This window comes from Aurantimicrobium sp. (assembly GCF_036667855.1).
Classification (GTDB): domain Bacteria; phylum Actinomycetota; class Actinomycetes; order Actinomycetales; family Microbacteriaceae; genus Aurantimicrobium.
In genome coordinates this window covers 1-26,657 of the sequence record NZ_JAVWTF010000024.1, presented here as the reverse complement: position 1 = coordinate 26,657, position 26,657 = coordinate 1, and the positions used below count along the sequence as shown (strand labels likewise).

Genomic DNA, 26,657 nt, shown 5'->3' with positions numbered 1-26,657 from the left:
CACGACAACGCGACCCCGGTGCTGGTCGAGTACCTGCCCCAGATGTTCGTCGAGCGAGTGTGCAACCTTGACCAAGCGGCAGACGACGCAGACGAGTTCGAACGCGAGCTTCGTACAGTCCTCTTCACTCACATCCCGGAGGAGGAACGCGCTGGCGAGAAGACCTTCGACGCCCTCTTGACCCAGAAGACTCGAACCTCCCAAGACGACCTGACGAGGCTCCGAGCAGAGCTGCGGACTGCGGTACGTGGTTATGTCGGGATCGCCGCCTTCCGGGCAAGCAATCAAGCACCCGAAGTCCAGAGTCGTCTGGACCTCAAGCAGGCTGATATTGACGCGGCGAGGAAGGACCTCGAAACTGCCAAGGCCGCGCTCGCTGAGATGGACACTGCAAGCAAGGATGACGGGCACCTCGCTGGGCTGATGCAGCGCTCGGAGCAGATTGAGGCTTCGCGGTCTGAACTGGCGACCCGCCGAAGTGCCAACGAACAGCAACAGGCCAAGTCACGCCAGCGGCTCAGCGGAATGGAAGCGATCGCTCACCGGACAGAAGCGATTCAAGCCGACGTTGCCTCGCTGAACAGCGAGGCGGAGGCCCTTCTTGGCGGTGGAAGAGCCGAGAGCCCCTATCTCCAGCTGACTGTCGACGCTGGGAGATACCAGACTTGGCGCGCGACCGAGGAAGAGTCTCTCGCCGCCCTGAAGCGAGAGCGCGATCAGATCGATCAGGACCTCGAAGTGCAGGAACAGGCGAGGCGCGAGAACGCAGATGCGCTCGCCGCGGCCGACAGTGCACGTGAACGCGCCCGACAACGAGTCCTCCAGTCAGAGGAACGGGTTGCGGCGCTTATAGGCGACGAGGATGACGAGGAGTCTCATGCTGGACTCTCATCCTTGCTACGCCGTATCGGCGAAGCGCCGACGAAGATGTCTGAACTGCGTGACGAGATCATGCTGTGTTCACGCCGCGTCCACGAAGCACTGGAAGCGCAGTTGCGCGCGGTTGAGAGTCTGTACACTCCGGCGTCCACGTTCATCGCACAGTCCGATGTGGTCAAGAACGCAGGACTTGAGTTCAACGCCGAACTACGTATTCTCCCCGGATGGAGGAGTGTCGCAGCCGGCTTGGACGGGCGCAAGAACGGCGAGTTCTCCGACTGGCTTATCGACCTTCCACAGCGCGTTGAGGACACGAGCTGGGACCAGCTCGCGGCCCAACTCCATGAGGCATTCGAGCGTTTAGAGCACGAACGCGGAGAAGCAGGGGGCGAGTACCGGAACCCAGCAACCGCACTCCGCAGCAACACGACGATCGACGATTTCCTACTGAGCATGTTCGACTTGTCCTGGCTGGAGGTCCGCTTCGGCCTCACTGGTGACGGGCTACCGCTCTCCCAGCTGTCACCCGGACAGCGTGGTCTCGTGCTCGCGCTGTTCTACCTTGTCGTGGACCGGAGAACTACTCCGTTGTTGCTGGATCAACCTGAGGAGAACCTCGACAACGAGACCATCGCGTCCAAGCTCGTACCAGCAATTCATGAAGCCGCAGGACGCCGACAGACGATCGTCGTTACTCACAACGCCAACCTCGCCGTCGTCGGTGATGCCGACCAGATCGTGCACTGCCAAATGAACGATCGACGCTTCACGGTAAGCAGTGGAAGCATCGCCGAACTCGACGTGGCGAAGTTCGCGCTCAACATCCTCGAAGGAACCAAGCCAGCGTTCGACAATCGGCGACACAAATACGAAGCGTTCCCCGAGCTGTCCTGATCCCTAGGTCTCCATGGCTTGTGTGTCACCGATGAGATGCGCTCGGCCCGCCGTCCATAATGACACCAGCCTCGACCAACGCTGCGCGTACGGCCTTGCGGTCTACACCCATCCGACGAGCGATCGCCCTCATCGAGACTCCCGCTCGGGCGAGGCGCACAGCCTCGGCTCTCTCGTCGGGGCAGAGCCCTGGGCGGCGGCTCGGCACGTTGCGACGGCGGAGGTGGGAGAACACGGTGGAGCGGTGGATGCCATACCGTTCGGCTAGGGACTTCACACTCATCCCGGCCAGGTAGTCACCGACGAGCCGGTCCACCTCGGAGGCGGTGAGAAAAGTTTGAGCCGTCTCGATAGTCCTCACGACAGGCCCCCGATCATCCCTCGGAGCGCCACTCTGGGGCCGTCTGGACACCTGATAGACGCCTCGCAACAGGCGGTTGACCAGGGTTTTTGTCTTGGGGACAAAGTTGCCAAACGTGCTACTTAGGCACCCCAAATAAATGAAAGCCCGGAGCTCTAAGCTCCGGGCTTTTGTTATTCACTGAGAAAACTCAATTCCCATTTTTCTAGGTTATTTACCCCTTAATGACGAGGTGTTAACCCCTGTATGATTTCGAACAGGAAGTTTAACTGGGGGCAACCAACGTGGCACGAAATTCTGTGAATGGCGATGCTGTGAACAGCGGCGACAATCTCGATCAACTGTTGAACGGTTTTCTAGCGCCTAATGAAGATCGCGCTGACCCCAACTATGTTCTGGAGCCCGTTGACTTCAGCACGCCCATTCCTGATCGGTTTGTCCGCATTCTGCGCGATTCCTCTTTTCCCGTCACCGAAGCTGACGTAAAGGAAGAAGTTGTTGAGTCAGAACCGGAGACCAATTCTGGCCTCATCCTCTTAGCTGAGAACTACGACAAGAACTCACGAAAGAAACTCCAGAACGCACGTATTTTTAGCGTTATCGCTGGAGTAATTCTGTTTGTTTCCGTACTCATATTCTCAGCACTTGCTGGCAACATTCTTGCCGGAATAATTGTCGCTGTTCTGGCAGCTGTATTCATCGTGCTGAGCCGCACCTCGAAGAAGCAGGCCCACGAAATTCATCAGATCGCAGAAGCCCTCACACAGCCAGAAGAGACTTCTTAAGCCTTCTTTACTTACAGCAAAACCCCGGAGCAACAGCTCCGGGGTTTTGTCGTTGTCTGAGGGGAACGTTTACTCGTTCTCGTCTTCCGAGGTGTAGGTGTCGCTTGCAGGTTCGTTGAAGGTGTAACGAACGTGGAGCTTGCCAGCAACTTCGCGGGTGTCCACGGCGAAGTAACGGAAGATGGACTCAATACCGTCGACGAGTGCAACCTCGCTGAGCTTTTCATCGTGGGTTCCACGAACAAGAACGCGCTCTTCTGCGGTTCCTGCAAGAGGGCCGTCAACGAACTCGGCGGTGAAGTAGACGTCGGTGCGATCTGAAGTAGTCATACTTCTAGATTACTCGCTTGCGGAGACTTCTAAGGTCGCTATGGCCCGGGGGTTGTGGAGAGAGATAAAGTTCTCAAACTGGGCATCCCACTGAGTCCAGTGTTCAGCAAAGTTCTCACCCACCCGTGAGAGTGCTCGTTCTCTGCGCAGTTCTGTCTCAGCATCAAGCCAAATGCGCACTTGAGAGAGCGACTGGCTCTCCTGAGACATAGAACCACACCCTTCAATGAGCAATGGTTCGAGTGAGTCCACAGAATGCCATTCTGCGAATGATCCGGTTTTCCAGTCATAGCGCTGCCAGTGTGTGTCAGCACCTGTGGCTCGCTCGGTGAGCATTGCAAGGGCTTTGGCAGCCCCTTCCGCCAAGCCATCCCAGCCTGGGTAGAGGTCATCCATATGAACCACCTGAAGCTTCACTGCAGAGTTCCAGTGCTGCTCAATCTCCGCAGCGAGCGTGGTCTTCCCCGACCCACTCGGGCCATCAATGAGGAAGGTGGGCGCGGGAGCACGACGGTCGTGCTTGACCGCGTCGTCATAGGCCAGAGCACGCTCATGAATATGAGCCGTGATCTGTGAAAGATCAGGAGATAACAAAGTTCCACGCTCCAGTCATAACCGCCATCATGACAGCAATAATTGCAATACCTGCCGCTCCCACAACGAACCACCCATCTCTGGGAGTGAATCTGACCACTCTGGCCCAGGTTCGTTGTACAGGAGCATCAAAAGCACGGGCTTCCATAGCAGTTGCAAGCAGACTTCCTCTGCGCACCGCAATCGTCAGCAGCGCCATGGCCTGATTCCCCAGTCTTCCCAGTGCGGCAATGGGCCCACCACCGTCAGCAACACCACGGGCACGACGAGCTAAGCGCAGCATCTGCCAGTCCTGTCGCATGAGCCCCAACATGCGGATAGCTGCTAGTGCTCCTATGACAAAGCGGGCAGGCAATTTCCACAACTGCGCTAGGCCATCTGCAAGATCGGTGGGGTCTGTCGTGGCGAACAGAACGACCGCAGGAAGCGCTACAGCAAGAATTCTGAGAGTGACGGTGACAGCTAAGGCCACCTCACCTTTGGAGATATTCCAAGGACCGACAACAAGAACGACATCACCCTCATCTCTGCCATAGAGCAAACCCGCGAGCCCAGCGAAGGGAGCTGCGATCAAGAGAGGGGAGAGAATCCTGAGAAGTCTTCGCGCGGGCACACCTGCCCAAGGCAGCAGTGCGAGCTCGAAGACCAACGCAACCACGGCAGACACAGGATCAAGCGTGAGCAGGAGAACAACGCCGAGGATTGCGGCAGCACACAACTTCGCCAGAGGACTTATCGTTGTCATTTCTCACCGCCCAACTCCAGCACGGTGTCGGCAACAGCCTGAACAAAAGCTTCATCGTGAGTAATGGCAACAATGCCGTGGCCTTCGGCACGAAGTTCCCTCAACAACGAGACCATTTCTGCCCAGGTCACGGCATCTTGGCCAAATGTGGGCTCATCCAGGATCAGCAAGCGAGGTTTTGTGGCTAAAGCTGTTCCCACAGAGAGCCTGCGCTGTTGGCCACCAGAAAGAGTGAAGGGATGCGCATCGGCCAGTTCAGAAAGGTGCAGTCGTTCGAGGAGCTCCTCGACTCGAACGTCAATTTCGTTCTGCGACAGCCCCTGAGCCTGAGGACCAGCAGAGAGTTCATTACGAACAGTGGCAGCAATGAATTGCTGCTCGGGTGCTTGGAAGACGCTACCGATTCTCGTGAGCAGCTCGCGAGAGCGCCAGGAGTACGGATTTGATGACCTGGCAGAAGTTTGGAGTTCAGTAGAAGCAACAACCGCTCCACTCTGGGCAGGGATGAGTCCGCCCAAGGTCAATGCCAGTGCTGTTTTTCCAGCACCATTGGCTCCTGTAATGGCCAGTATCTCGCCGGCACGAATATTCACATTCACGGGTTGAGTGGATTGTGTGCTTCCTGGATATCCAGCACACAGGTTCTGCGCCGTGAGGAGCACCGGTGAACCTGTGTGTTTCGGAGCACGTGGAATCTGAGTGTGTGGCAGCCATACCCCGGAGGCTTCTAATACCGAAGCAGTTTCTGGGAGCAACGAGAGAGGTGCTCCATCCCACAGCACACCCTCAGCTCCCAGAACAATGATTCGAGTGGCAAAGTCCCACCAGAGATCAACTCGGTGTTCCACCATCACGATGGTGGCACCAGTGGCCTTTGCCACTGTTGTGACTGCCTCCTTGAGTGCTCTTGCTCCTGCCGGATCAAGGTTTGCCGTGGGCTCATCCAGGGCAATGATTTCTGGCTTCATGGCGAGAACACCCGCCAAGGCCAAACGTTGTTTCTGACCACCTGAGAGTGTTGAGGTGGAATGGCTTAATGGAACATGAAGCCCCACTAACCCGAGAGCTTCATCAACCCGTTCCCAGATTTCTTCTCGAGGAAAACCGAGATTCTCACACCCAAAGGCGACATCGTCGCCGACGCGTTCCAGGATGACCTGATTCTCAGGGTCTTGAAGAACAAGCCCCACAGTTCCACGAGACTGCTCCGGGGCAGCTCCGTTGATGTGAAGAGAGCCACTCTGGGTGCCTTCATCTTCACCGAGTACGCCTGCGAGAGCTCGCAGCAGAGTGCTCTTTCCGACACCGGAAGCCCCCAGCAGGAGGACTCTCTCCCCCGCATTCACCTCACAGGAGATGTTGGTCAACGCTGGAGCAGGGCGGGCAGCGAACTGCCAACCCCACCCCTGCGCTGAAAGTGTTGCCACTTAGTTCTGGCGTCCCGCAGCGAATCTGCTGAGTGCACCAGCGCGGGCGAGCCCGCGCACAATGAACCAAGGAACCAAGCCACCAAGAACAGCACCAGAAATGATGCCGCAGATGACGTAGACAGCCTGGAATCCTGCGTCAACACCGGGGTACCAGACAACCAAGTCATTGATGCTCATCGCAACACCAGCTCCTGCGCCTGCCAGAACAGCTGTGAACACGTTCCAGTTGGCATAGAGGAAAAGGGCAAAGACCAACTCAGCGCCAAGTCCCTGAACCAGTCCTGACATCAGCGTTCCAAAACCCCATTGGCTCCCGATTAAAGCCGAGACGGTTGCCGCGATGAGTTCGGTATAGATGGCAGCACCGGGCTTGCGCACGATGAGTCCGCCGAGCACGGCAGCGAAGAGCCAGCCACCGCCCAGCAGGGCGGTCAGGCCTGGCGTTGCCGCCAGAGCTGCAGAGAGTGGCCCATAGGCCAGCCCCCATGCCCAGAAGATGATTCCAGAAGCGACTCCGATAACGCTTGCCACGACAATATCGACGGTTCGCCAGCGGAACTTGTTAACAGGTGTTGCGTGCACTTTCGTGCCCCTTTCAGTTGAAATGAGGGCACGGGATTATTCATTGAGAATGCCTCCCTGCGCTGGCATGATCCAGATCAGGTTCGACGGTCGGAAGTTACGAAACTTCCCTCTCAGCCCGGTGTACCGGACTCCCGTGTGGGCTCTATCTTACGCAGTAATGAGGCTGGACGGACACTAGCTGGGCCAAACTTCTTTTCGACCTGATCAATCACAATCTCGGCATCTTTCCAAGGGTCGACATCGTCTTCCCAGAGAGACAACTGCTGCCCACCTGCTACAACAAGCCCAGCGGAACGAACGCCAATCAATCGAACAGCACGACCACCAATGCGTAGGTCATCAAGTAGCTCACAGACAATCTTGTGAATCTCTCTGCCCACGCTCGTGGCTTCTGGAAGAGTGCGCGAACGCGTCAAGGATTCAAAATCAGAGAAAGTGACCTTGAGACCGATTGTTCGAGCCTCGAGCTGCGCTTTGCGCAGCTGGGCTCCAACATGGTCGGCCTGAAATAACAACGTGGCTTTGAGTTTCTCCAGATCAGTCACATCTTCATTGAAGGTGTGTTCTTTCCCGATGGACTTATCTGCTTTTTCGGTATTCACCGGGCGAGGATCACGCGCCCAAGCCAGCGCATAGAGGTGAGAACCAGCAGTTTGCCCCAGTGCTGAGATCAGACTTTGCTCTGGCGAGTGGGCCACATCAGCAACTGTGTGCAGTCCACGCTTATGGAGCACGTCCGCCGTCTTCTTCCCCACACCCCACAGGGCATCAATCGGCAGAGGGTGCAGGAATTCCAGAGTGTCTTCTTCGGGAACAACCAAGAGCCCATTGGGTTTGGATTTGGTGGAGGCTAGCTTGGCGACAAACTTCGTGCTGGCCACCCCCACAGAACAGGGCAAACCTGTTTCTTCCAGCACATGTTGCTTGATCTGTCGAGCAATCGCTTCTGGCGTGCCAAAGATCTTGATGGCTCCAGAGACATCAAGGAATGCCTCATCAATAGACAGTTGCTCCACCAATGGTGTGAAGTCATTGAACACCTTCATCACCAGGCGCGAGTAATGACGGTATTTCTCAAAGTGGGGTTCCAAAACAATGACGTTCGGAACAAGACGCTTGGCATTCGTCAACGGCATCGCCGAACGAATGCCTAAAGCACGAGCCTCATAGGTGGCACTGGTCACCACAGAGCGCGGTGAATCATGGGCAACAACAGCGGGTTTGCCGCGCACCTCTGGCCTGTCTAATACCTCCACAGACGCGAAGAACGCGTCCATGTCGACATGAAGAATCGAGGAGGTAATTATGCCTTCAGGAAGCGACGCATGGGCAAGCCAAACGACAAGGTGAAAGCGATGATTCCGGCGGTGAAGGTGACTAGTTCGTAGCCAGCAAACTCAGGAGTGAACGCTGCACCCATAAGCCAGAAGCTTGCTACCAGCAGGGCGAACGAAACAATAAATTCAACGATGCGCATGATTACAGTTTAGAGCGCAGCAGCTCGTTCAAGCACGAGTTCACGAACGCGTGCCGCATCAGCTTTGCCCTGCATTGCCTTCATGACAGCGCCAATTACCGCGCCTGCAGCTTGAACCTTGCCGTCCTTAATCTTCTCGAGGACATCCGGCTGAGCGGAAAGTGCCTCGTCGATGGCGGCGATTAAAGCGCCGTCATCGCTGACCACAGCAAGACCCTTGGTCTCCACAATCTCACGTGGTGAACCTTCGCCGGCAGCAACAGCTTCGAGGACCTGACGAGCCAAACGGTCAGTCAGAGTGCCCTCATCCACGAGCTGCTGTAGTTCTGCAACCTGTGCTGGAGTGATGTCGATACCGGCATCACCCTCAGCTGCGTTAGCCAAACGAGCAATCTCACCCGTCCACCACTTACGTGCTGCCTGAGGTGTAGCGCCTGCTGCAACCGTCTCAGTAATCTCGTTGAGCAGACCAGAGTTCACCACATCCTGGAACTCCAGGTCGGTGAATCCCCACTCAGCCTTGAGGCGACGACGGCGCTCAGCTGGCTTCTCGGGAAGTGCTGCACGCAACTCTTCAATCAGAGCTGGGTCTGGCACTACTGGAAGCAAATCTGGCTCAGGGAAGTAGCGGTAGTCATCAGCGTCTGACTTGGGACGGCCAGCGCTGGTTGCACCAGTGTCTTCGTGCCAGTGGCGAGTCTCCTGGATGATGGTTCCACCCTCAGAGAGAATCTGTGCCTGGCGCTGAATTTCATAGCGCACTGCACGCTCAACCGAACGCAGCGAGTTCACGTTCTTGGTTTCGGTGCGGGTGCCAAGCTTGTCAGAACCACGAGGACGCAGCGACACATTTGCGTCACAACGCAGGTTTCCGCGTTCCATCTTGGCGTCAGAGATACCGAGAGCCAGAACGATGTCGCGAATGGTCGCAACATATGCCTTAGCCAGTTCAGGGGCGTCGTGTTCGGCGCCCTCAATCATGCGGGTCACAATCTCCACCAGGGGAACACCAGCACGGTTGTAGTCCACGAGGGAGTATTCAGCGCCCTGGATACGACCGGTGGAACCACCCACGTGAGTGAGCTTTCCCGCGTCTTCTTCCATGTGAGCACGCTCAATGTCGACCTGGATGATGCGACCGTTAGGCAGCTCTACTTCCACGTTTCCGTTGATCGCGATGGGCTCATCAAACTGTGAGATCTGGTAGTTCTTCGCGAGGTCAGGGTAGAAGTAGTTCTTGCGTGCGAAGGAAGAAGATTCTGCAATCTCACAGCCCAGGGCAAGGCCCAAGCTGATGGAGTAGCGGACAGCTTCTTCGTTCACGACAGGAAGTGAACCAGGCAAACCTAAGCAGGTGGGAGTGATGTTGGTGTTGGGCTCACTACCAAAGTTGTTGGGAGCAGCCGAGAACATCTTGGTCTTGGTGGAGAGCTCCACGTGAACTTCGAAACCGAGAACGGGTTCGAACAGTTCGAGCGCCTTGTCATAATCCATGAGCTTTGCTTTAGCCATTAGAGCGCTCCTCCCTTGAGTTCTGGTGCTTGGCTCAGCAGGGTGTGGCCCCACTTCTGCTCCAGCAGAGCTTCGAGTGCCGCGCCGACGTTGTAGAGGCGCGCATCTTCACGAGCAGGTGCGAGGAACTGGATGCCGACAGGCAATCCGTCCTCGTCTGCGAGACCAGCAGGAACGCTGATTCCAGGAATACCGGCCATATTGGCAGGAATAGTTGCAATATCTCCGCGCCACATAGCTACGGGGTCATCGAGCTGTTCGCCGAGCTTCCACGCGGTGGTGGGCGCAGTCGGTGAAGCCAAGACATCAACCTTGCTAAAGGCGTCCGCAAAGTCGCGCTGCACGAGCGTGCGCACCTTCTGAGCAGAACCGTAATACGCGTCGTAGTAGCCAGCAGAAAGCGCGTAAGTGCCCAAGATGATGCGGCGCTTTACTTCAGCGCCGAAACCTGCTTCACGAGTAGTGGACATAACCTGCTCGACTGTTCCGCCGCCTTCTGGCTGTACGCGCAGACCAAAGCGAACGGAGTCGAACTTGGCCAGGTTGCTGGATGCTTCCGCAGGAAGAATCAAGTAATACGCAGCAACGGCGTGAGCAAGGCTGGGAAGCGAAACGTTCACAATCTCGGCACCGTTTGCCTTGAGAAGTTCTAGAGACTCGTGGAAACGAGCAAGAACACCAGGCTGGAAGCCTTCGCCATCGAGCTGCTCGATAACACCAATCTTGAGACCCTTGACGTCGGCGTTCTTCACTGCATCTGCGAAGGAAGGCCATTCGTCCTTGAGCGAAGTGCTGTCGTGCACGTCGTGGCCCTTGATCACGTCGTGCAGAAGTGCAGAGTCCAGAACGGTGCGGGTAACCGGCCCAATCTGGTCAAAACTGGAAGCCAAAGCGATAGCGCCATAGCGAGAAACACCACCATAGGTGGGCTTGACGCCCACAGTGCCCGTGATGTGAGCTGGCTGGCGGATAGAACCACCGGTGTCAGAACCGAGGGCCAAAGGCGCTTCAAAAGCGGCCACAGCGGCTGCCGAGCCACCACCAGAACCACCAGGAATACGGTCGAGATCCCACGGGTTACGAGTAGGACCGTATGCCGAGTGCTCAGTAGAGGAACCCATAGCGAATTCGTCCATGTTGGTTTTGCCAAGAGGGACAAGTCCTGCTTCGCGCACCTTAGTCACGACGGTGGCGTCATAGGGAGACATCCAGCCTTCGAGGATCTTGGAACCGGAAGTCGAGGGCATGTCGGTGGTGACCAACACGTCCTTGATGGCGATGGGAACACCATCAAGGGGGCTGAGCGATGCTCCTGCAGCACGGCGTGCATCTGACGCCTTGGCAGCCTCGAGTGACACAGCAGCGTTCACGTGCAAGAAAGCGTTGAGAGCACCGTCGACTGCTGCAATGCGGTCGAGGTGTGCCTGGGTGATTTCCACAGAAGTTGTGGTTCCGGCAGCAAGCATCTCTGCGAGCTCGGCAGCGGTCTTGTGAATGAGGTCAGACATGATTACTGCTCCTCCCCCAGAATTGCTGACACCTTGAAGCGCGAACCATCGTGCTCAGGAGCAGAAGCCAGTGCCTTGTCAGTTGGAATCACATCAGCGACCACGTCGGGACGGTAAACGTTCTTCAACGGAATGGGGTGGCTGGTTGCTGGCACGTCAGGCGTGGCAACGGCCTGTACAGAAGCTACAGCTTCCATGATCTGGCCCAACTCAGTGGTCATCGTCGCGATTTCCGCGTCGGAAAGGTCAATACGGGCCAAGTTAGCCAGGTGGCGTACCTGCTCGGCAGAAATGTCAGACATAAGGCACAAGTTTACCGGGGGCTCAGTCCCCTCTTGACCGTGAGCCTAAACTTGAAAAATAGATTTGAAAAAGGCTTTACACATTTACATAACGTGTAAAAAAATTAGGCATATTTTTTACACGTTGCCTTGAAATCCCAGCAAATTCAGGGGTTAAGGCTTATGCAAATTATTTGGCGAACTAACTTTCCCCACTCCATTCACAAACGTAAAAAATCATGGGTGCCACATTCGGCACTAACTACCCAGCCCGAAATATCGTTCGAAGAACGCTTCGAGCTTTTCAATTACAGTTTGTTTCTTCAACCCATGTTGAGCCCCTGGGCTGAAACGTGAAACGGGTGGCAGGATCTTGGTGATTGCCGTGCCAGAAGACTTCACAACACCATCTCGGAACGAGCGATCAACGAAGGTACGCGTTTCTGTCGCGTTCAGATTTTCTTCAAGAATGAGCGCTTCTAGCTCTTTTTCACGCTGGGCTTGAATGAAGTCGCGCCAGTTGTTATCGACGTCGCTTTCAAGATTTAAGGAATTGATGAAAGCTTCAATGAGATCGCGCTTACTGCGCAGGGTGTAACTGGAATCCACTGCACGCATCACATCGGCGCGGATCTCTTTGTCTCCCTCGCCATCACCGCGACTCTCTTGATACTTCTTGACGCGCATCAGGATGTAATCAACGTTGATTTCTATCTGTTTGACGAGTTCAATTTCAAACTCAACGTCGTCAAGAATTGATTCTTTATCGGCATCTGTATCACGCTTGAGCGTTGCATAAATCTCAAGATACGTACTTTGGTAATTCTGGATAACAAACGGCGTCAATGAGTCATCAGAAGAGAACTCATCAAACGCAACAAGGATGTTCCGAAGTCGCAGAATGGCGCCCCACAGCTCTGCAAAACGCTTCTGGTCCTGTTCTCCAACTACCAACTGACCTGGTTCAAACTCAAGAGAAAGCTCTGCAAGAAGCTTCGAGTATTCGTCCATGTATTCGCGATATGGACGAAGCAGAACTACTCCAGCGGCATCCTTGTTCCCAAACAAAGCAATAGCTTCGTTCGTAGCTTCCTCAAGGTCACGGAAGCTGACGATGTTTCCGTAAGTCTTCACCGAATTCAGAATGCGGTTAGTTCGTGAATAGGCCTGAATCAAGCCGTGCTGACGAAGGTTTTTATCCACCCAGAGCGTGTTTAACGTGGTGGCATCAAAACCAGTCAAGAACATGTTCACCACGATGACGAGATCAATTTCTCGGTTTTTTAGTCTGCGTGAAAGGTCTTTGTAATACCCCTGGAACCCGTCAGACGATGTGTCCCAGTTTTGACCAAATGTTGTATTGAAATCAGTAATGGCCTGTTCAAGAAAATCTCTCGAACTTTGATCAAGGCCATCAGTTTCGAACTGCTCCTCGGGCAGAATTCCTTCGCCCTCAACATCTTCATTTGCAGCGAAGCTGAATATGATTCCCACCTTCAGCTTCTGAGCTGCAGGAAGTGATTCTTGCTGGCGAGCAAATTCAAGGTAGTAACGCTTAGCTGCATCAATAGACGCTGTAGCGAAAAGTGAATTGAACCCCGCCACGCGGCGCTCTTTGAGCGCATAGGTCTGATTGCGTTGCGTTTTCTGATCAAAATGTTCGCGCATGTATTCAACAACCTTGGCAATACGCTCCGGAGCCAGCAGCGCCTTCTCTGTGTCAATTGCACGGACTTTCTTATCAGTCACCGTCTTGGGTAACTTCACCGTGTTCACATAGTCAATACGGAAAGGAAGAACGTTCTTGTCCGTGATGGCATCGACGATTGTGTAGGTGTGGAGCTTCTTGCCAAAGGCCTGCTCGGTTGTCTTGAGCGTGGGATTTCCGCCAGTCGATGCGTTATCGGCAAAGATAGGCGTTCCTGTGAAGCCAAAGAGATTGTAGTTCTTGAAGTTTCTCTTGATTTCGGTGTGCATGTCACCGAATTGAGAACGGTGACACTCATCAAAAATCAATACGAAGCGTCCTGAATATGCTTCGTGCTGCTTGTTGCGAGCAACGAAGTTGCTCAGCTTTTGAATCGTGGTGACGATAATGCGCTTGTTCGGATCCTCGATTTGCTGCTGCAAAATTCGAGTAGAAGTGTTGGAATTTGCAGCACCCTTTTCGAAGCGGTCATACTCGTGCATGGTCTGGTAGTCGAGGTCCTTCCGGTCCACAACAAACAACACCTTGTCCACTTCAGCCATACGGCTGGCCAGTTGGGCGGTCTTGAAGCTCGTCAGAGTCTTACCCGAACCCGTGGTATGCCAGATATATCCACCGGCTTCAAGGGTTCCCAAAGTCTTGCTGTTCCCCGAAGTCACAATTCTCTGCAGAATGCGTTCCGTAGCCACGATTTGGTAGGGGCGCATCACAAGAAGCATGCGATCAGAAGTAAACACGCAGTACTTCGTAAGGATGTTCAGCAAGGTGTGCTTGGCAAAGAACGTCTTAGTAAAGCTCACCAGGTCTGTAATGGGCTTGTTACTGGCATCTGCCCACCAGCTGGTGAACTCATAGCTGTTAGAGGTTCTCTTAGCAGCAGCCTGCGCAACTGCTTCTTTCAAATGCTGATTACGAGTGGTGTTGCTGTAGTACTTCGTATACGTGCCATTGCTAATGACAAACAGCTGAACGTATTCAAACAGGCCACTGTCAGCCCAGAAACTCTCGCGCTGGTAACGATTGATTTGGTTGAACGCTTCACGCAACTCCACACCACGGCGCTTGAGTTCAATGTGAACTAATGGCAAACCATTCACAAGGACAGTGACGTCGTAACGGTTCGCGCGCTTGCCTTCGACCTCGTACTGATTCAGCACCTGAAGGCGGTTGTTGTGAATGTTTTGCTTATCTATCAAGTAAATGTTTTTGACGGAGCCATCTTCACGGCGCAGTAACTGAACGTGATCTTCTTGGATGATCGCAGCCTTGTCCACGATGCCAGCTGTTTCATTTGCAATCTTTTCCGTGAAGAATGTCGACCATTCTGAATCACTAAAGGTGATTCCGTTCAGCAGTTCCAGTTGAACGCGAAGGTTTGCAACTAATCCTTCTGAATCAGTAACTGCGAGGAATTCATAAGCCTGGCTCTGAAGCAACTTGATGAATTCAGCTTCCAACTGAGCTTCACTCTGATACTCAACCTGCTTCTTTGCATCTGGCACATATTCAGAAACAACAGTGCTTTCGCTACTGACTGCAATGGTGTCATAGCGAAGTACCTTCTCTGCTCCCCCGGAGTTACTCACGCAGCTAGCTCCTTGAAGGAAAGGAGCTGGTCACGGTAGTACTCGTATTGCTGGCGACGGGCTTTGATTTCGGCAGGCAGACCGATGGAAATGTCGTTGACGAGAGCGTCAAAGTTATCAAGAATTTCGCAAATTCGTTCTTGTTCAACTAGTTCTGGAAGTGGAAAAGTAATTTCACCCACAGGGCCTGCCATTAACTTGGGGTTTCCCATTCCTGCTTGCACATGTGACTTTGCCCTATAACCAAGTTGGTAAAAAAGATATTTTGTTGAAACCTGGTTGGGATTAGTCGTTCGAATTAGTCCACAGACATTCGTAATACTGAATTTTTCGCCCTCATGATAAAAAACAGAACCAGCATTTGCCCCATCAGTTGTCCAAGTTATTGACTCAAAATCATATGCAAAGCTGTCAATATAGCCAAAGATTCCATTGTTCTGAGTTTGAGAAGAGTAAACAGGATAAGTTCCTGGGTTGTCCCTCACAAAGTCTTTCGACATTACTTTTCCGCGCGAAATAGAAGCGACATCACTCACTCTTACCGACTTCCAGGGGGGGTATTTGAGTCGTTGAAGTTCAAAAGAGCGTCACGGTAGAACTCATATTGAGAACGTCGAGCTGCAAGCTCCGCTTGCAGCTCCGCTTGCAGCTCCGCTTGCAGCGAAGTCATAGCATCCAGAATGCTTGTAATTTCAATTTGGATAGCCATTGGCGGAACTGGAATTTCAAAAGATCTCACAAGGTTATCCGGAATTGAAGGATAGTTCCCTGGAACCTGGTTCAACTCGATGTAACGTCGAAATCGATCTGAATCAAGAAGGTGCGCAAGAAAATTTGTGAGTATGAATTCTGTATTTGGTCGAATGACGCAATAGCCAGTGCTAGCAATTTGACCGTCAAATTCAACAGGGATTACTGTCCAACGCATTTGCGCAGGTCGGGTCGTAGCAAAAATAACATCGCCAAACTGAACAATTTGTTGTGCTCTACTTGGAGCATTATCTGCATTGATTTCTGCTGCATCGCCGATAACACGGGTAGATCTGTCTACCGATGAAAGGTCGATATAGCGATATTTTTCGACACCTACTTGAGACCACTTAATATTTGATGATTTGAAAGATACTTCTGAAACTTTGAGAAAAGGCACCCCATCAGGACAATGCTCAGCAATAAGCTGATCAATCCGGCTCACGAAACACCCCCAGCAATATCCTTCTGAGCACGCTTGATTGTCTCCAGGTAGGCGTTCTCAACCTCTGAAGGAAGCTCATCGAGCTGCTTGCGGAATAGTTCATACTCGGCTTCTGCTTTAACTGATGCCTGCAACTTACTCACGCTTCCGGCGTTTGAGAGCAAGGGTGCGTCCATTGCTCCAATGAGTCGATCCAGATGAGCCAACCAATCTGCCATCCGAGTTGGTTCTTGGTTTTGTGCACGGAATTCAGCTGCATCAAAGTAGGCAGATACAAGGGTGTTGAGCTTGGTCAACTCTTGTTCGTTCAGGTAGTTCTTTGCCGTTGCAACTTCAGACTTAAGTGGCTTAGAACCAGAGAAAGATGTAAGTCCCATGTTGGGAGCTGACGAATCTGCGCGTTCGAACACCACTTCTGCTGCTGTTTGGCCGTGAGCGGCAAAGTGAAGTTTGTTCTGAATGATGGCGAAGAATTCTTTTGATTCAGCGGCACTAGGGCTGTAATCAATACTGGTTGCATAGAGATCAAGTACTTGGCGATAAAGAACTTTCTCGCTGCTGCGAATATCTCTGATTCTGGTGAGGAGTTCACGCCAGTAATCACCGCCACCCAGGTTTTTGAGCTTGTCATCGTCCATGGCAAAACCCTTGACCAAGTAGTCGCGAAGAACTTTGGTCGCCCAGATGCGGAACTGTGTTGCTGTCTTGCTTTTGACCCGGTAACCGACAGAGATGATCATGTCGAGGTTGTAATGATTGACGCTGTAGCTCTTGCCATCTGCGGCAGTTGTTCGGAATTCCCGAACAACTGCATCCTGGTCAAGTTCCCCTTCATCAAAAACGTTGCTGATGTGCTCGCTGATATTAGCTTTTGAAGACTGGAACAGCTCAACAAGTTGAGCTTGAGTAACCCAGATTGTTTCATCATCTAGACGAACGTTGATTGCAGGTGTGCCATCTTCGCGAGTGTAAATCAATATTTCATTTGCGGTAGACTCACTCATGAAACGCTGCCTTCGAGATCAGCCACAATCGCATCAATCTGTGTACGCAACTCAGCCTGTCGGCTGACAATTCGTTCAATCTCAGCGTTGAGTTCAACAATGTTGATGACTTCACGAGTGTCTTCTTTAATGACATAGCTCGATACTGAGAGGTTGTAGTTGTTCTCTGCAATCTCGCTGTTATCAACCAGGCGTGCAAAGTACTCAGCGTCTTCACGAGCAACGAATGCATCTAGGACCTTGGCGCGGTTTTCTACTGTCAGCTTGTTCTTCGTGCCCGTGCGTGTGAACTCAGCAGAAGCGTCAATGAAAAGCGTCTTGTTATCGTTCTTGGACTTTTTAAGTACCAAGATGCAGGTGGCGATGGTGGTTCCAAAGAACAAATCCACCGGGAGCTGGATTACTGCATCCACGTAGTTGTTATCGATCAGGTATTTGCGAATCTTCTGCTCTGCACCTGAGCGATACATCACACCAGGGAACTCAACAATTGCAGCCGTGCCGTTAACAGAGAGCCAACTAAGCATGTGCATGGTGAAAGCAAGGTCAGCAGCACCTTTGGGGGCTAGGACACCTGCAGGCTCAAAGCGTGGGTCGTTGATGAGCAGCGGGTTGCTATCACCTTCCCACTTGGTTGAGTAGGGAGGGTTAGAAACGATCGCATCGAATGGTTCGTCATCCCAGTGCGCTGGCTCGGTGAGGGTATCCCCCAGTGCGATATCGAACTTCTCGTAATTGATGTCGTGAAGGAACATGTTGATTCGGCACAGGTTGTAGGTCGTGAGGTTGAGCTCTTGGCCATAGAAGCCATCACGAACGTTTTCTTTACCTAGAACCTTGGCGTATTGGAGAAGGAGGGAACCTGAACCACAAGCTGGGTCGTAGACCTTGTTGACTTCTTCTTTTCCAACGAGTGTGATGCGTGCCAAGAGTTCGGAAACTTCTTGTGGGGTGAAGAATTCACCACCGGACTTGCCAGCACTCGAGGCATACATCGTCATGAGGTATTCGTAGGCATCACCGAAGGCATCGATGCTGTTATCGGCGTAGTTTCCGAGCTTGAGCTCACCGACTTTATCCAGCAGCTTGACAAGTCGCTCATTGCGCTGGGCAACGGTGTTACCCAGTTTGGAACTATTAACATCTAAATCGTCAAAAAGACCCTTAAGGTCGTTTTCGCTCTTAGTTCCAACAGCTGAAGCTTCAATGTTTGTAAAGATTCGACTGAGAGTCTCGTTCAAGTTCTGATCAGCTTTTGCATTTCTTCGAACGTTGATGAAAAGTTCGCTGGGCAACATGTAGAAGCCCTTTTCTTCAACAGTGGTAACGCGACCAAACTCTGCGCTTTCATCGCTGAGAGTTGCGTAGTCAAAGTTCTGGTCACCTGCTTTGCGTTCCTGGATATTCAGGTAAGCAGTGAGGTTTTCAGAGATGAAGCGATAGAACAAGGTTCCTAGAACGTAGGTTTTGAAGTCCCAACCGTCCACAGCACCACGCAGATCATTGGCAATAGCCCAAATAGTCTTGTGTAGCTCAGCGCGTTCATCATCGCGACTCATGTTGCCCCCTGTTGTTCTGGTATCTACATCGTAGTTCTGGCCACGGACACCGCATCTTTACAAAGCCCATTGGTATTGGTTTATGAAACCGACTCAGGCCCTTCAGCAAGCAGCTTCTTGAAACCGTCAGCGTCCAACACAGGAATACCCAGTTCTTCTGCCTTGGTGAGCTTGGATCCAGCACCGGGTCCAGCAGCAACAAAGTCTGTCTTCTTCGACACACTCGATGCGGGCTTTCCACCAGCAGCAATGATGGCTTCTTGCGCACCGTCACGCGTGAAGCCCTCGAGGGAGCCCGTGGCAACAATGGTGAGTCCTGAACAAGGACCGTCAATCTCAATCACAGCACCCGGACCTGCGTGGCCAGGGATTTCGAACTGAACACCTGCAGCCTTCCACTGCGCAATGATGTCCTGATGCCAATCAACCTGGAACCAATTAGTCAGCGACTCAGCAATGATGGCGCCCACGCCATCAACGGCAGCGAGCTCATCGATACTGGCTGCACGAATGGCATCTAGAGATCCAAAGTGGTTTGCCAGTGCTCGGGCTGCGACTGGTCCAACGTGCCGAATATTGAGCGATACGAGCAAGCGCCACAGCGGCTTGGTCTTAGCCAGTTCTAGGTTCGCAATGAGTTCCACTGCATTCTTGGACTCAGTGCCGTCTGCATTGACAAAGTAGGGAACCTGCTTGAGCTCGTCCAGCGTCAACGCAAACAAGTGAGCTTCAGTGGCGAGGGGTGGCTCTTCGCCATCTTTGTGGTTGGTCAAAGCCGTTGCAGCTACTTCTCCGAGGCCTTCAATGTCGAGTCCTCCACGTGAACCAATGTGTTCCACACGGCCACGAACCTGAGCGGGGCAGCTCTTCTGGTTGGGGCAACGTAGATCAATGTCGCCTTCGGAAGCCGGTGCCAACTTTGCACCACACTCTGGGCAACCTTCGGGCATGACAAAAGCACGCTCGGTGCCATCACGCAGCTCCAGCACGGGACCGAGAACTTCCGGAATGACATCTCCGGCCTTGCGGATGACAATGGTGTCACCGATCAGCACACCCTTCGCCTTGACTACGTCTTGGTTGTGGAGGGTGGCGAACTCAACGGTTGAACCCGCAACTTTAACGGGCTCGACGACCGCATAGGGCGTGGCACGTCCCGTGCGGCCCACGCTGACGCGAATATCGACCAGCTTGGTATTGACCTGCTCTGGTGGGTATTTGTAAGCAATAGCCCAGCGTGGTGCACGCGATGTTGCTCCCAGCTCTCGCTGGGTGGCCATGTCATCGACCTTGATCACGATGCCATCGATTTCGTGCTCAACAGAGTCTCTTGCGGCACCCATTTCACGAATAAACGCTGCAGCATCAGCTGCGGAGCTCACTACGCGGTAATGGGTAGAGGTGGGCAGCCCCCAGCTCTTCAAGAGTTCATACACTTCAGACTGCGTGGGAACAGGAGCGTCTTCCCACGCGCCAATACCGTGCACCAGCATGCTCAATGGCCTGGTTGCGGTCTTCTCAGGATCCTTTTGTCGCAGGGAACCACTGGCCGCATTACGGGGGTTGGCAAAGACCTTCTCACCTGCTTGAGCCAGTTCCACATTCAATTTTCGGAATGCTTCTACGGGAAAGAAGATTTCTCCGCGCACTTCAACAAGTGCAGGATGTCCTGTTCCAGAAAGTGTGATGGGAATGGACTTGATGGTCAGCACATTGGCGGTGACGTCTTCACCAACAACACCGTCGCCACGGGTGGCAGCAGAGACGAGCTTTCCGTTTTCGTAGCGCAGATTGATTGCGAGGCCATCGATCTTCAGTTCGCAGAGATAATTGACCTCACGCCCGGTGTCTTTCTTGATGCGGGCTGCCCAGTCCATGAACTGTTCTTCCGAGAAGACATTGTCCAGGCTCATCATGCGAGCTGCGTGAGTGACCGGAGCAAAGAGTTCGGTGGCCTTGCCCCCAACAGAGAGCGTGGGGCTGTCTTGGCCTTGAAGTTCTGGATAGAGGCGCTCGAGCTCTTCCAAGCGTTGTATCAGTGCGTCGTATTCGAGGTCGGCAATGAGACTCTCATCGCGTTCGTAATAGGCATCTCGAGCGTCAAGGATCTTGCTTGTGAGTTCTTCAGCTTCGTGCTGTGCTTTCTCGAAGTCACTTACTGGTGCTTCCACGGCGATCTCGAGGTCATCTCCGAAGAGCGCATCCTCGCTCATGCGGTGGCCACAACATTCAAGTCACTCACTGTTCGTGCAATCGTGAACTGCCCCAGAACCCTAGTGCCGACATAAATGACGGCAGTTTGCCCGGCAGCTACCGAGTTGAGCGGGTTGGCGGGGCGAACAATGAGTTCGTCACCAACCAGCTGCGCAACAGCAGGTACGGGATCTGCGTGTGCACGAATCTGCACTTCAACATCGAATTCGTTTTCAGGGTTTTCCTGTGGTTCCCCACACCAGGTGAAGCTGGTGCCAGCAATCTCGATAATGTCGAGTGCTTCCTTGGGGCCCACCACTACGGTGTTGGTCTTGGGACGGATCTCCAGCACAAAGCGTGGAAGACCATCTGGTGCAGGGGTTCCGATGTGGAGTCCCTTGCGCTGACCGATGGTGAAACCGGGGGTTCCTTCGTGAGTGCCGAGCTTGTTTCCTTCGGTGTCGACAATGTCACCTTCGGTGATGCCGACGCGGTCAGCTAACCAACCACGTGTGTCTCCATCTGGAATGAAGCAAATGTCGTGACTATCGGGCTTCTGCGCAACGCTCAGACCACGTTCAGCTGCTTCCGCACGAATGAGATCCTTCGAGGGGGTGTCCCCCAGTGGGAACATTGCATGAGCTAATTGATCGCTTGTCAGCACACCCAAGACATAGGACTGATCCTTTGCCCAGGCACTAGCGCGGTGCAATTCGAGGTTGCCGTTGGCATCAGGAACAACGTTGGCGTAGTGCCCGGTACAGACAGCATCGAAGCCCAGGGCAATCGCTTTCTCCATCAGCGCAGCAAACTTGATCTTCTCGTTGCAGCGCATGCAAGGGTTCGGCGTGCGACCAGCCTGATATTCAGCAATGAAGTCATCGACCACGTCGGCCTTGAAGCGCTCTGAGAAGTCCCATACGTAATAAGGAATACCGAGCATGGTGGCAGCACGCTGTGCATCCATCGAGTCTTCGATGGTGCAGCAGCCTCGAGCACCAGTGCGGAGGGTGCCGGGCATACGGCTCAATGCAAGGTGAACACCGACCACGTCGTGACCGGCCTCAACAGCGCGCGCAGCAGCAACGGCGGAGTCAACTCCACCACTCATTGCCGCTAGAACTCGCATGATTCAAGTTTAAGCGGTCGAGAAGCAAACAACTTGACAGACTGGATGAGCTCCAAGAGCGCTCCGAGCTGTTTCAAGCATTCAGGCATCTGCAAGCCCATATGCCCCGAAGTCGTGAGGCTCATCATCCGCCTTAGAGCTTATTGAGTTCAGCAGCACCAAAAGACACAAAGAACCGTGCGCACCAGATGGATACCGATGTGAATTCGTCTAGATTCACATCCGCCGGGATCTCATAGTTCTGGCTTCCGATATTGCCTTTGAGTGAGCCTAAATTGACGTATTTACCGTCATCAAAAACGCTCCATCCGTCAACCCCGTCAATCACAGGTGCATCGGTGAGCCACACCTCGAGTTGTGGCCCATTTGTGGTGTTGAGGTCGTCAATTCTGAGCGTTCGGGTTCCATCAGAATTTTCAAAGATGGTGACAGTTCCCGTTGTGGGGTGTTCATGTGAAATAAATGTTCCCTGAGCTAACACCAACGGATATGTAGTTACTTCTGATTGTGCGGATGTAACTGGACCCGGACTTTGAGAAGAAGCGCTTCCTGAACTTGATGTTTGATTCGAACCTGGAAATGCCTCATCTACTTGAGTGTTGGTGAACAACTGCCAAGGCTGAAAATATGCACCGGCTATTACAAGCCCAATTACCGAAAGAACCGCGGCGATAATGACAGCTGCTTTACTTGGCTTGAATCTCATTGTGGAATCCTAACCGCGTGGGCTGAGTAATCCCCTAGATAGTCGTTCCCGCTTGGAGTGCACGCTCAACGGCGTCAGGCAACGCGGCAAGGAACTCATCAAGTTCTTCTTGCTTGGTGGTGTGACCGAGTGAAATACGCAGTGCAGAAGACGCACCGCGTTCGTCATGCCCCATAGCCAAGAGCACGTGAGAGGGTTGCGCCACTCCTGCCTGGCAGGCAGAACCGGTCGACACCGAGACACCCATGGCATCCAGCAAGAACAACAAGGAGTCGCTCTGGCAACCGGGGAAGGTGAAGTTCACGTTGTTATCGAGCCGATCTTCTGGATCGCCACTGAGTACAGCGTCGGGAACAAGTTCCTGAATCTTTGCGATAGTGGCATCGCGGAGTGAAATCAGACGAGCATGTTCGTTTTCGAATGCTTTATCGGTGACAAGTGCCGCGATGGCCATCGAGGAAATAGCGGGAGCATCGAGAGTTCCACTGCGTAGGCCACGTTGCTGGCCACCACCGTGAATCATGGGCTCTAATTGTGCTTCGCGACTCACAACGAGTGCTCCCACGCCAGGCACAGAACCGAATTTGTGCCCGGAAATACTCAGGGCGACCAGACCCGTATTTCCTTGGGCTCCTGAGTCTGTTCTGATCTGGGCAAAGTTCACCGGGATATGTCCGAATGCTGAGACGGCATCGATGTGAAGTGGCACGTGGTGTTCTGCGGCGAGCGCGGCAATCTCTGCCACGGGTTGGATGGTGCCTACTTCGTTGTTGGCCCAGAGCATGGTGACGAGAGCTACCGACTTCCCCGCGCGTTCGAGAGTGTCTGAGAGCTCAGTGACGTCGATGCGCCCGAGCTTGTCGACGGGAATCCACTCCAGCACAGCACCTTCATGCTCTTGCAGCCAAAGCACTGTGTCGAGGGTGGCATGGTGTTCTGCTTCAGGAACCACGATGCGGTTGCGTTTGGCGTCTTTCTCCACAGCAGCACGAAATAGTCCAACTAGTGCAAGGTTGATGGATTCCGTGCCGCCCGAGGTGAAGATGACTTCAATGGGCTGGCAACCTAGGACTGTTGCAAGGTATTCACGGGCGTCTTCCACAAGGGCACGCGCTGCTTGACCATGACGGTGAACAGAGCTGGGGTTTCCTGCGTGCGCCAACGCGTCTGTAAAGGCCTTGGCAGCTTCAGGACGCACGGGTGTTGATGCTGCGTGGTCAAGATATGCCACCATGACAACACCCCTTTCGAAGAACGTGTGAACAAAATGTTTAAGGGCTCACCTACGTGTGCGAAACACGAAGGCAATCTATCTGGCTAGTCTATTTCGAGTGTCTATCCCTCCATCACTGAAGAACCTTGGCGTGCGGCCAACCCGTAGCGGTGGCGAGCTCAAGGTTTTTAGCGACACCGCTGAGGGAATTGATGTTCTGATCTATGACGCTCCCGGCAGTGCACACATTGCTGAGCGTCACTCCCTGGTCAAGGGCAAGGGTGGCATGTGGTCCACCAGCAGTGGCCTGCTGGTGCCCGGTGCTGAATATGCGTTGCAGGCGTGGGGTCCTGCTGGACCACGGGATTCTTTCTCTGCCGAAGAACTTCTAGTAGATCCCTATGCCAAGGGCCTGAGCCGCGTAGGAAACCAGTGGCGCTCTGTTGTGGTCGACACCAGCTTCGACTGGGGAACTACGAAGAAGCCACAGACTCCTCTCGACCAGTCCGTGATCTATGAAGCTCACGTGCGCGGTTTGACCAAGATGCACCCCGGTGTTCCTCTCGAACTTCGTGGAACCTATGCAGGTCTGGGTCACGAAGCCATGACGACCTACCTCAAGGAACTCGGTGTCACGGCTGTGGAACTCCTTCCCGTTCATGCCTACCTCTCCGAGGAGCACCTGCTGAGTCAGGGTGTAACCAACTACTGGGGTTACAACACTCTCAACTTCTTTACTCCTCACAACGCTTATGCCACCAAGGCTGCTCGCGAAGAGGGACCTTCTGCTGTTCTGCGTGAGTTCAAGCAGATGGTCAAGGATCTGCACGAGGCAGGTCTCGAGGTCATTCTTGACGTGGTCTACAACCACACTGCAGAGGAAGGCAAGGGCGGTCCTCGCCTGAGCTTCCGCGGCCTCGACAACGCTTCCTACTACCGCCAAGACGAAGACGGTAATTACATCGACACCACAGGGTGCGGAAATTCACTCAACGCATCCAAGCCTGTCGTTCAGCAGCTCATTCTGGATTCATTGCGCTACTGGGCTGAAGAAACTCAGGTGGACGGTTTCCGCTTTGACCTCGCCGTGACCCTGGGGCGCGATGAGAACGCTGAATACCAGCGTGAGCACCCACTTCTTGAGGCAATCCGCACCGACCCCATCCTCTCCACCACCAAACTCATTGCCGAGCCCTGGGATGTGGGCATGGGCGGTTGGCAGACCGGAAACTTTGCAGACGGTTGGCACGAATGGAACGACCGCTACCGCGACCGTATTCGTAACTTCTGGCTTCCAGATATCGCGCAAGCACGTGAGACGGGCATTGCTCCGACAGGTGTCGGTGGCTTTGCCACTCGCCTGGCAGGCTCCAGCAATACCTTCTCCGCTGAACGTGGCCCGGTTGCCTCGGTGAACTTCATCACCGCACACGATGGCTTCACCCTCAACGACCTCACGATGTATAACTACAAGCACAACATCGGTAACGGTGAAGATAACCGTGATGGCGCCAACGACAACCGCTCGTTCAACCACGGTGTTGAAGGCCCCACGGATAACCCCGACATCATTGCTGCACGTCGTCGCACCATGCGTAACCTGATGGGCACCTTGATGCTCTCTGCAGGTATCCCCATGATCACCGCAGGTGATGAGTTTGGTCGCACTCAGCACGGCAACAACAACGCCTACTGTCACGACTCTCCCCTGACCTGGGTCAACTGGGAGATGCAGGAATGGCAGCAGGACATGCTGGCCACCACCAAGCACTTGGCCAAGATGCGCCGGGAACATCCTGCCATTCGCCCCACCCGCTTTGGTGTCTTCGGCGAGCGCATCCCCAGCGCCAGCCAGGTGGATTGGTATAACACTCAGGGTGAAACCATGGAGAACGAGGATTGGGAAGATCCTCACAACCGCACCCTGCAGTATGTGGCAGCGAGCACTCCTGAAAATGAAGATTTCAACCGCATTCTCATGATCATTCACGGAACCGAACAACCCACCTCTGTTGTGGTTCCTAAGCACCCCGGTGTGCAGTTCTATGAGCCGCTGTGGTTCAGCCCCCACCACACTCCACGTGAGGTTCCCGGCGTTCTACGTCCAGGTGAAACCTTCAAGCTCACCGGCACTTCGATTTTGTTGTTTAACGCTGCGAATTAGTCGTTACCTCAGCGCAATAAAAATGCGCTAGTTTTCGTTTATGGAACCCTCCTCCATCGGACGCTTGCCCATTCTCAATGTCACGCCTGATTTAGGTGTGCCTGAGCTCACCCCCAAGGCTTATGTTGGGGAGGTTGTGCCCTTTGGTGCGACCTGTTTCCGCGAAGGTCATGACCTCATCGGTGTTGCTCTGCACCTGCGTGCTCCGGATGGTAAGTCCAGTCGCATTGAGATGACCTCCGTCGCCCCTGGCACTGACCGCTGGAGGGCACTTGCTCAGCCCGACAAGGCGGGCATGTGGTCGTTCACTATCGAGTCCTACTCTGATGACTACGCCACCTGGCATCACAATGCTGAGGTGAAGATCCCTCTGGGCATCGATGTTGAACTCATGCTCACGATTGGCTCTCAGCTATTCGCCCGTGCCAGCAAGGAAGCTTCTCGCGCGGCAGCAACGCGCAAGAAGCTGGCGGCCTTGGCCGAGGTTCTTGCCGACACTAATGTTGACCCCCTTGTTCGATTCTCTCAGGCCGAGGGCGAGGCAGTAGACAAGCTTCTCTCGGGCGCTCCCATCTCCAGCTTGGAGACCTTCTCTGCTGAATACCCGCTGCTTGTGGAGCGCAGCTTGGCAGGTAGTGCCAACTGGTATGAATTCTTCCCCCGCTCAGAAGGCGCCAAGCAGAATGCTGACGGTACCTGGGTTTCTGGCACATTCCGCACAGCAGCCAAACGTCTGCCTGCTGTTGCGAAGATGGGCTTCAACGTTCTATATATGCCCCCTATTCACCCCATTGGCACGCTCAACCGCAAGGGCCCTAA

The 26,657-nt window shown here is 53.8% G+C and carries 23 protein-coding genes, 1 pseudogene and 1 riboswitch; of the genes and pseudogenes, 4 read left to right on the top strand and 20 right to left on the bottom strand.

The window, feature by feature from the left end; genetic code table 11:
* Nucleotides 1–1,773 (top strand): annotated as a pseudogene (locus RR877_RS06365) (chromosome segregation protein SMC); the annotation flags it as partial.
* Between the two features lie 25 nt (nt 1,774–1,798).
* Here the strand turns inward: RR877_RS06365 and RR877_RS06360 are convergent.
* Nucleotides 1,799–2,056, bottom strand: a complete 258-nt coding sequence (locus RR877_RS06360; RefSeq protein ID WP_277424888.1) for a helix-turn-helix domain-containing protein — start codon at nt 2,054–2,056, stop codon at nt 1,799–1,801.
* 362 nt (nt 2,057–2,418) lie between these two features.
* On the opposite strand from RR877_RS06360, the gene RR877_RS06355 reads away from it, so the two are divergent.
* Entirely contained in the window at nt 2,419–2,919 is a 501-nt protein-coding gene (locus tag RR877_RS06355) for a hypothetical protein (RefSeq protein ID WP_332618989.1), read from the top strand.
* 69 nt (nt 2,920–2,988) lie between these two features.
* Here RR877_RS06355 and RR877_RS06350 read toward each other — a convergent pair whose 3' ends face one another.
* From RR877_RS06350 to RR877_RS06260, 19 genes are all read right to left on the bottom strand, one after another.
* The gene (locus RR877_RS06350; protein ID WP_110233742.1) at nt 2,989–3,249 is read right to left on the bottom strand and encodes a hypothetical protein; all 261 of its coding nucleotides are present in this window, start codon (nt 3,247–3,249) and stop codon (nt 2,989–2,991) included.
* Nucleotides 3,250–3,258: 9 nt separating this feature from the next.
* On the bottom strand, nt 3,259–3,843 hold the full coding sequence (locus tag RR877_RS06345; RefSeq protein WP_332551170.1) for an ATP-binding protein: 585 nt from the start codon (nt 3,841–3,843) through the stop codon (nt 3,259–3,261).
* Entirely contained in the window at nt 3,830–4,588 is a 759-nt protein-coding gene (locus RR877_RS06340; protein WP_332551171.1) for an energy-coupling factor transporter transmembrane component T, read from the bottom strand. The genes RR877_RS06345 and RR877_RS06340 overlap by 14 nt, the downstream gene beginning before the upstream one ends.
* Nucleotides 4,585–6,015 (bottom strand): ABC transporter ATP-binding protein, encoded by a 1,431-nt coding sequence (locus RR877_RS06335; RefSeq protein WP_332551172.1) that lies wholly within the window; start codon nt 6,013–6,015, stop codon nt 4,585–4,587. Before RR877_RS06335 ends, RR877_RS06340 begins: the two co-directional genes overlap by 4 nt.
* Nucleotides 6,016–6,600 (bottom strand): ECF transporter S component, encoded by a 585-nt coding sequence (locus tag RR877_RS06330; RefSeq protein WP_332551173.1) that lies wholly within the window; start codon nt 6,598–6,600, stop codon nt 6,016–6,018.
* A gap of 40 nt (nt 6,601–6,640) precedes the next feature.
* Nucleotides 6,641–6,748, bottom strand: a riboswitch (TPP riboswitch).
* The gene (gene dinB / locus RR877_RS06325; RefSeq protein ID WP_332618990.1) at nt 6,714–7,895 is read right to left on the bottom strand and encodes a DNA polymerase IV; all 1,182 of its coding nucleotides are present in this window, start codon (nt 7,893–7,895) and stop codon (nt 6,714–6,716) included. Its footprint overlaps the riboswitch before it by 35 nt.
* An 11-nt stretch (nt 7,896–7,906) precedes the next feature.
* Entirely contained in the window at nt 7,907–8,080 is a 174-nt protein-coding gene (locus RR877_RS06320; protein ID WP_162532680.1) for a hypothetical protein, read from the bottom strand.
* Nucleotides 8,081–8,089: 9 nt separating this feature from the next.
* Nucleotides 8,090–9,592 carry an Asp-tRNA(Asn)/Glu-tRNA(Gln) amidotransferase subunit GatB gene (gatB, locus tag RR877_RS06315; RefSeq protein WP_110233749.1) on the bottom strand — a complete coding sequence of 501 codons (1,503 nt, stop codon included), beginning with the start codon at nt 9,590–9,592 and terminating at the stop codon, nt 8,090–8,092.
* Nucleotides 9,592–11,100: an Asp-tRNA(Asn)/Glu-tRNA(Gln) amidotransferase subunit GatA gene (gene gatA / locus RR877_RS06310; RefSeq protein ID WP_332551174.1), complete on the bottom strand. Its 1,509-nt coding sequence runs from the start codon at nt 11,098–11,100 to the stop codon at nt 9,592–9,594. Before gatA ends, gatB begins: the two co-directional genes overlap by 1 nt.
* Before the next feature lie 2 nt (nt 11,101–11,102).
* Nucleotides 11,103–11,402: an Asp-tRNA(Asn)/Glu-tRNA(Gln) amidotransferase subunit GatC gene (gene gatC, locus RR877_RS06305; protein WP_110233754.1), complete on the bottom strand. Its 300-nt coding sequence runs from the start codon at nt 11,400–11,402 to the stop codon at nt 11,103–11,105.
* A 237-nt stretch (nt 11,403–11,639) separates the two neighbouring features.
* Nucleotides 11,640–14,675 carry a type I restriction endonuclease subunit R gene (locus tag RR877_RS06300; RefSeq protein WP_332551175.1) on the bottom strand — a complete coding sequence of 1,012 codons (3,036 nt, stop codon included), beginning with the start codon at nt 14,673–14,675 and terminating at the stop codon, nt 11,640–11,642.
* Complete coding sequence (locus tag RR877_RS06295) at nt 14,672–15,211, bottom strand: restriction endonuclease subunit S (protein WP_332627810.1); 540 nt, start codon at nt 15,209–15,211, stop codon at nt 14,672–14,674. Before RR877_RS06295 ends, RR877_RS06300 begins: the two co-directional genes overlap by 4 nt.
* 2 nt (nt 15,212–15,213) lie before the next feature.
* On the bottom strand, nt 15,214–15,870 hold the full coding sequence (locus RR877_RS06290; RefSeq protein ID WP_332627808.1) for a restriction endonuclease subunit S: 657 nt from the start codon (nt 15,868–15,870) through the stop codon (nt 15,214–15,216).
* Nucleotides 15,867–16,874, bottom strand: coding sequence for a virulence RhuM family protein (locus tag RR877_RS06285; protein ID WP_332618987.1), 1,008 nt, complete (start codon nt 16,872–16,874; stop codon nt 15,867–15,869). The genes RR877_RS06290 and RR877_RS06285 overlap by 4 nt, the downstream gene beginning before the upstream one ends.
* Nucleotides 16,871–18,433, bottom strand: a complete 1,563-nt coding sequence (locus tag RR877_RS06280; protein WP_332551413.1) for a type I restriction-modification system subunit M — start codon at nt 18,431–18,433, stop codon at nt 16,871–16,873. Before RR877_RS06280 ends, RR877_RS06285 begins: the two co-directional genes overlap by 4 nt.
* An 80-nt stretch (nt 18,434–18,513) precedes the next feature.
* Entirely contained in the window at nt 18,514–20,646 is a 2,133-nt protein-coding gene (gene ligA / locus RR877_RS06275; RefSeq protein ID WP_332551414.1) for an NAD-dependent DNA ligase LigA, read from the bottom strand.
* Complete coding sequence (gene mnmA, locus RR877_RS06270; RefSeq protein ID WP_332618986.1) at nt 20,643–21,755, bottom strand: tRNA 2-thiouridine(34) synthase MnmA; 1,113 nt, start codon at nt 21,753–21,755, stop codon at nt 20,643–20,645. Before mnmA ends, ligA begins: the two co-directional genes overlap by 4 nt.
* Nucleotides 21,756–21,888: 133 nt before the next feature.
* Nucleotides 21,889–22,461 carry a DM13 domain-containing protein gene (locus tag RR877_RS06265; RefSeq protein WP_332618985.1) on the bottom strand — a complete coding sequence of 191 codons (573 nt, stop codon included), beginning with the start codon at nt 22,459–22,461 and terminating at the stop codon, nt 21,889–21,891.
* Between the two features lie 34 nt (nt 22,462–22,495).
* Nucleotides 22,496–23,695, bottom strand: coding sequence for a cysteine desulfurase family protein (locus tag RR877_RS06260; RefSeq protein WP_332627807.1), 1,200 nt, complete (start codon nt 23,693–23,695; stop codon nt 22,496–22,498).
* A 97-nt stretch (nt 23,696–23,792) separates the two neighbouring features.
* Here RR877_RS06260 and glgX point away from each other — a divergent pair, with 97 nt between their 5' ends.
* A complete protein-coding gene (gene glgX, locus RR877_RS06255) occupies nt 23,793–25,838 on the top strand; it encodes a glycogen debranching protein GlgX (RefSeq protein ID WP_332618983.1) in 2,046 nt (681 codons plus the stop codon).
* Between the two features lie 40 nt (nt 25,839–25,878).
* The coding region (locus RR877_RS06250) for a maltotransferase domain-containing protein (RefSeq protein ID WP_332627806.1) at nt 25,879–26,657 on the top strand (779 nt) is incomplete at its 3' end.

What these genes read in the sequence shown, in the direction of transcription:
- RR877_RS06360 (WP_277424888.1), bottom strand. Translation starts at nt 2,056, where the DNA reads ATGAGTGTGAAGTCCCTAGCCGAACGGTATGGCATCCACCGCTCCACC.
- RR877_RS06280 (WP_332551413.1), bottom strand. Translation starts at nt 18,433, where the DNA reads ATGAGTCGCGATGATGAACGCGCTGAGCTACACAAGACTATTTGGGCT.
- RR877_RS06340 (WP_332551171.1), bottom strand. Translation starts at nt 4,588, where the DNA reads ATGACAACGATAAGTCCTCTGGCGAAGTTGTGTGCTGCCGCAATCCTC.
- gatC (WP_110233754.1), bottom strand. Translation starts at nt 11,402, where the DNA reads ATGTCTGACATTTCTGCCGAGCAGGTACGCCACCTGGCTAACTTGGCC.
- gatA (WP_332551174.1), bottom strand. Translation starts at nt 11,100, where the DNA reads ATGTCTGACCTCATTCACAAGACCGCTGCCGAGCTCGCAGAGATGCTT.
- RR877_RS06350 (WP_110233742.1), bottom strand. Translation starts at nt 3,249, where the DNA reads ATGACTACTTCAGATCGCACCGACGTCTACTTCACCGCCGAGTTCGTT.
- mnmA (WP_332618986.1), bottom strand. Translation starts at nt 21,755, where the DNA reads ATGCGAGTTCTAGCGGCAATGAGTGGTGGAGTTGACTCCGCCGTTGCT.
- ligA (WP_332551414.1), bottom strand. Translation starts at nt 20,646, where the DNA reads ATGAGCGAGGATGCGCTCTTCGGAGATGACCTCGAGATCGCCGTGGAA.
- RR877_RS06265 (WP_332618985.1), bottom strand. Translation starts at nt 22,461, where the DNA reads ATGAGATTCAAGCCAAGTAAAGCAGCTGTCATTATCGCCGCGGTTCTT.
- RR877_RS06320 (WP_162532680.1), bottom strand. Translation starts at nt 8,080, where the DNA reads ATGCGCATCGTTGAATTTATTGTTTCGTTCGCCCTGCTGGTAGCAAGC.
- RR877_RS06260 (WP_332627807.1), bottom strand. Translation starts at nt 23,695, where the DNA reads ATGGTGGCATATCTTGACCACGCAGCATCAACACCCGTGCGTCCTGAA.
- gatB (WP_110233749.1), bottom strand. Translation starts at nt 9,592, where the DNA reads ATGGCTAAAGCAAAGCTCATGGATTATGACAAGGCGCTCGAACTGTTC.
- RR877_RS06285 (WP_332618987.1), bottom strand. Translation starts at nt 16,874, where the DNA reads ATGAGTGAGTCTACCGCAAATGAAATATTGATTTACACTCGCGAAGAT.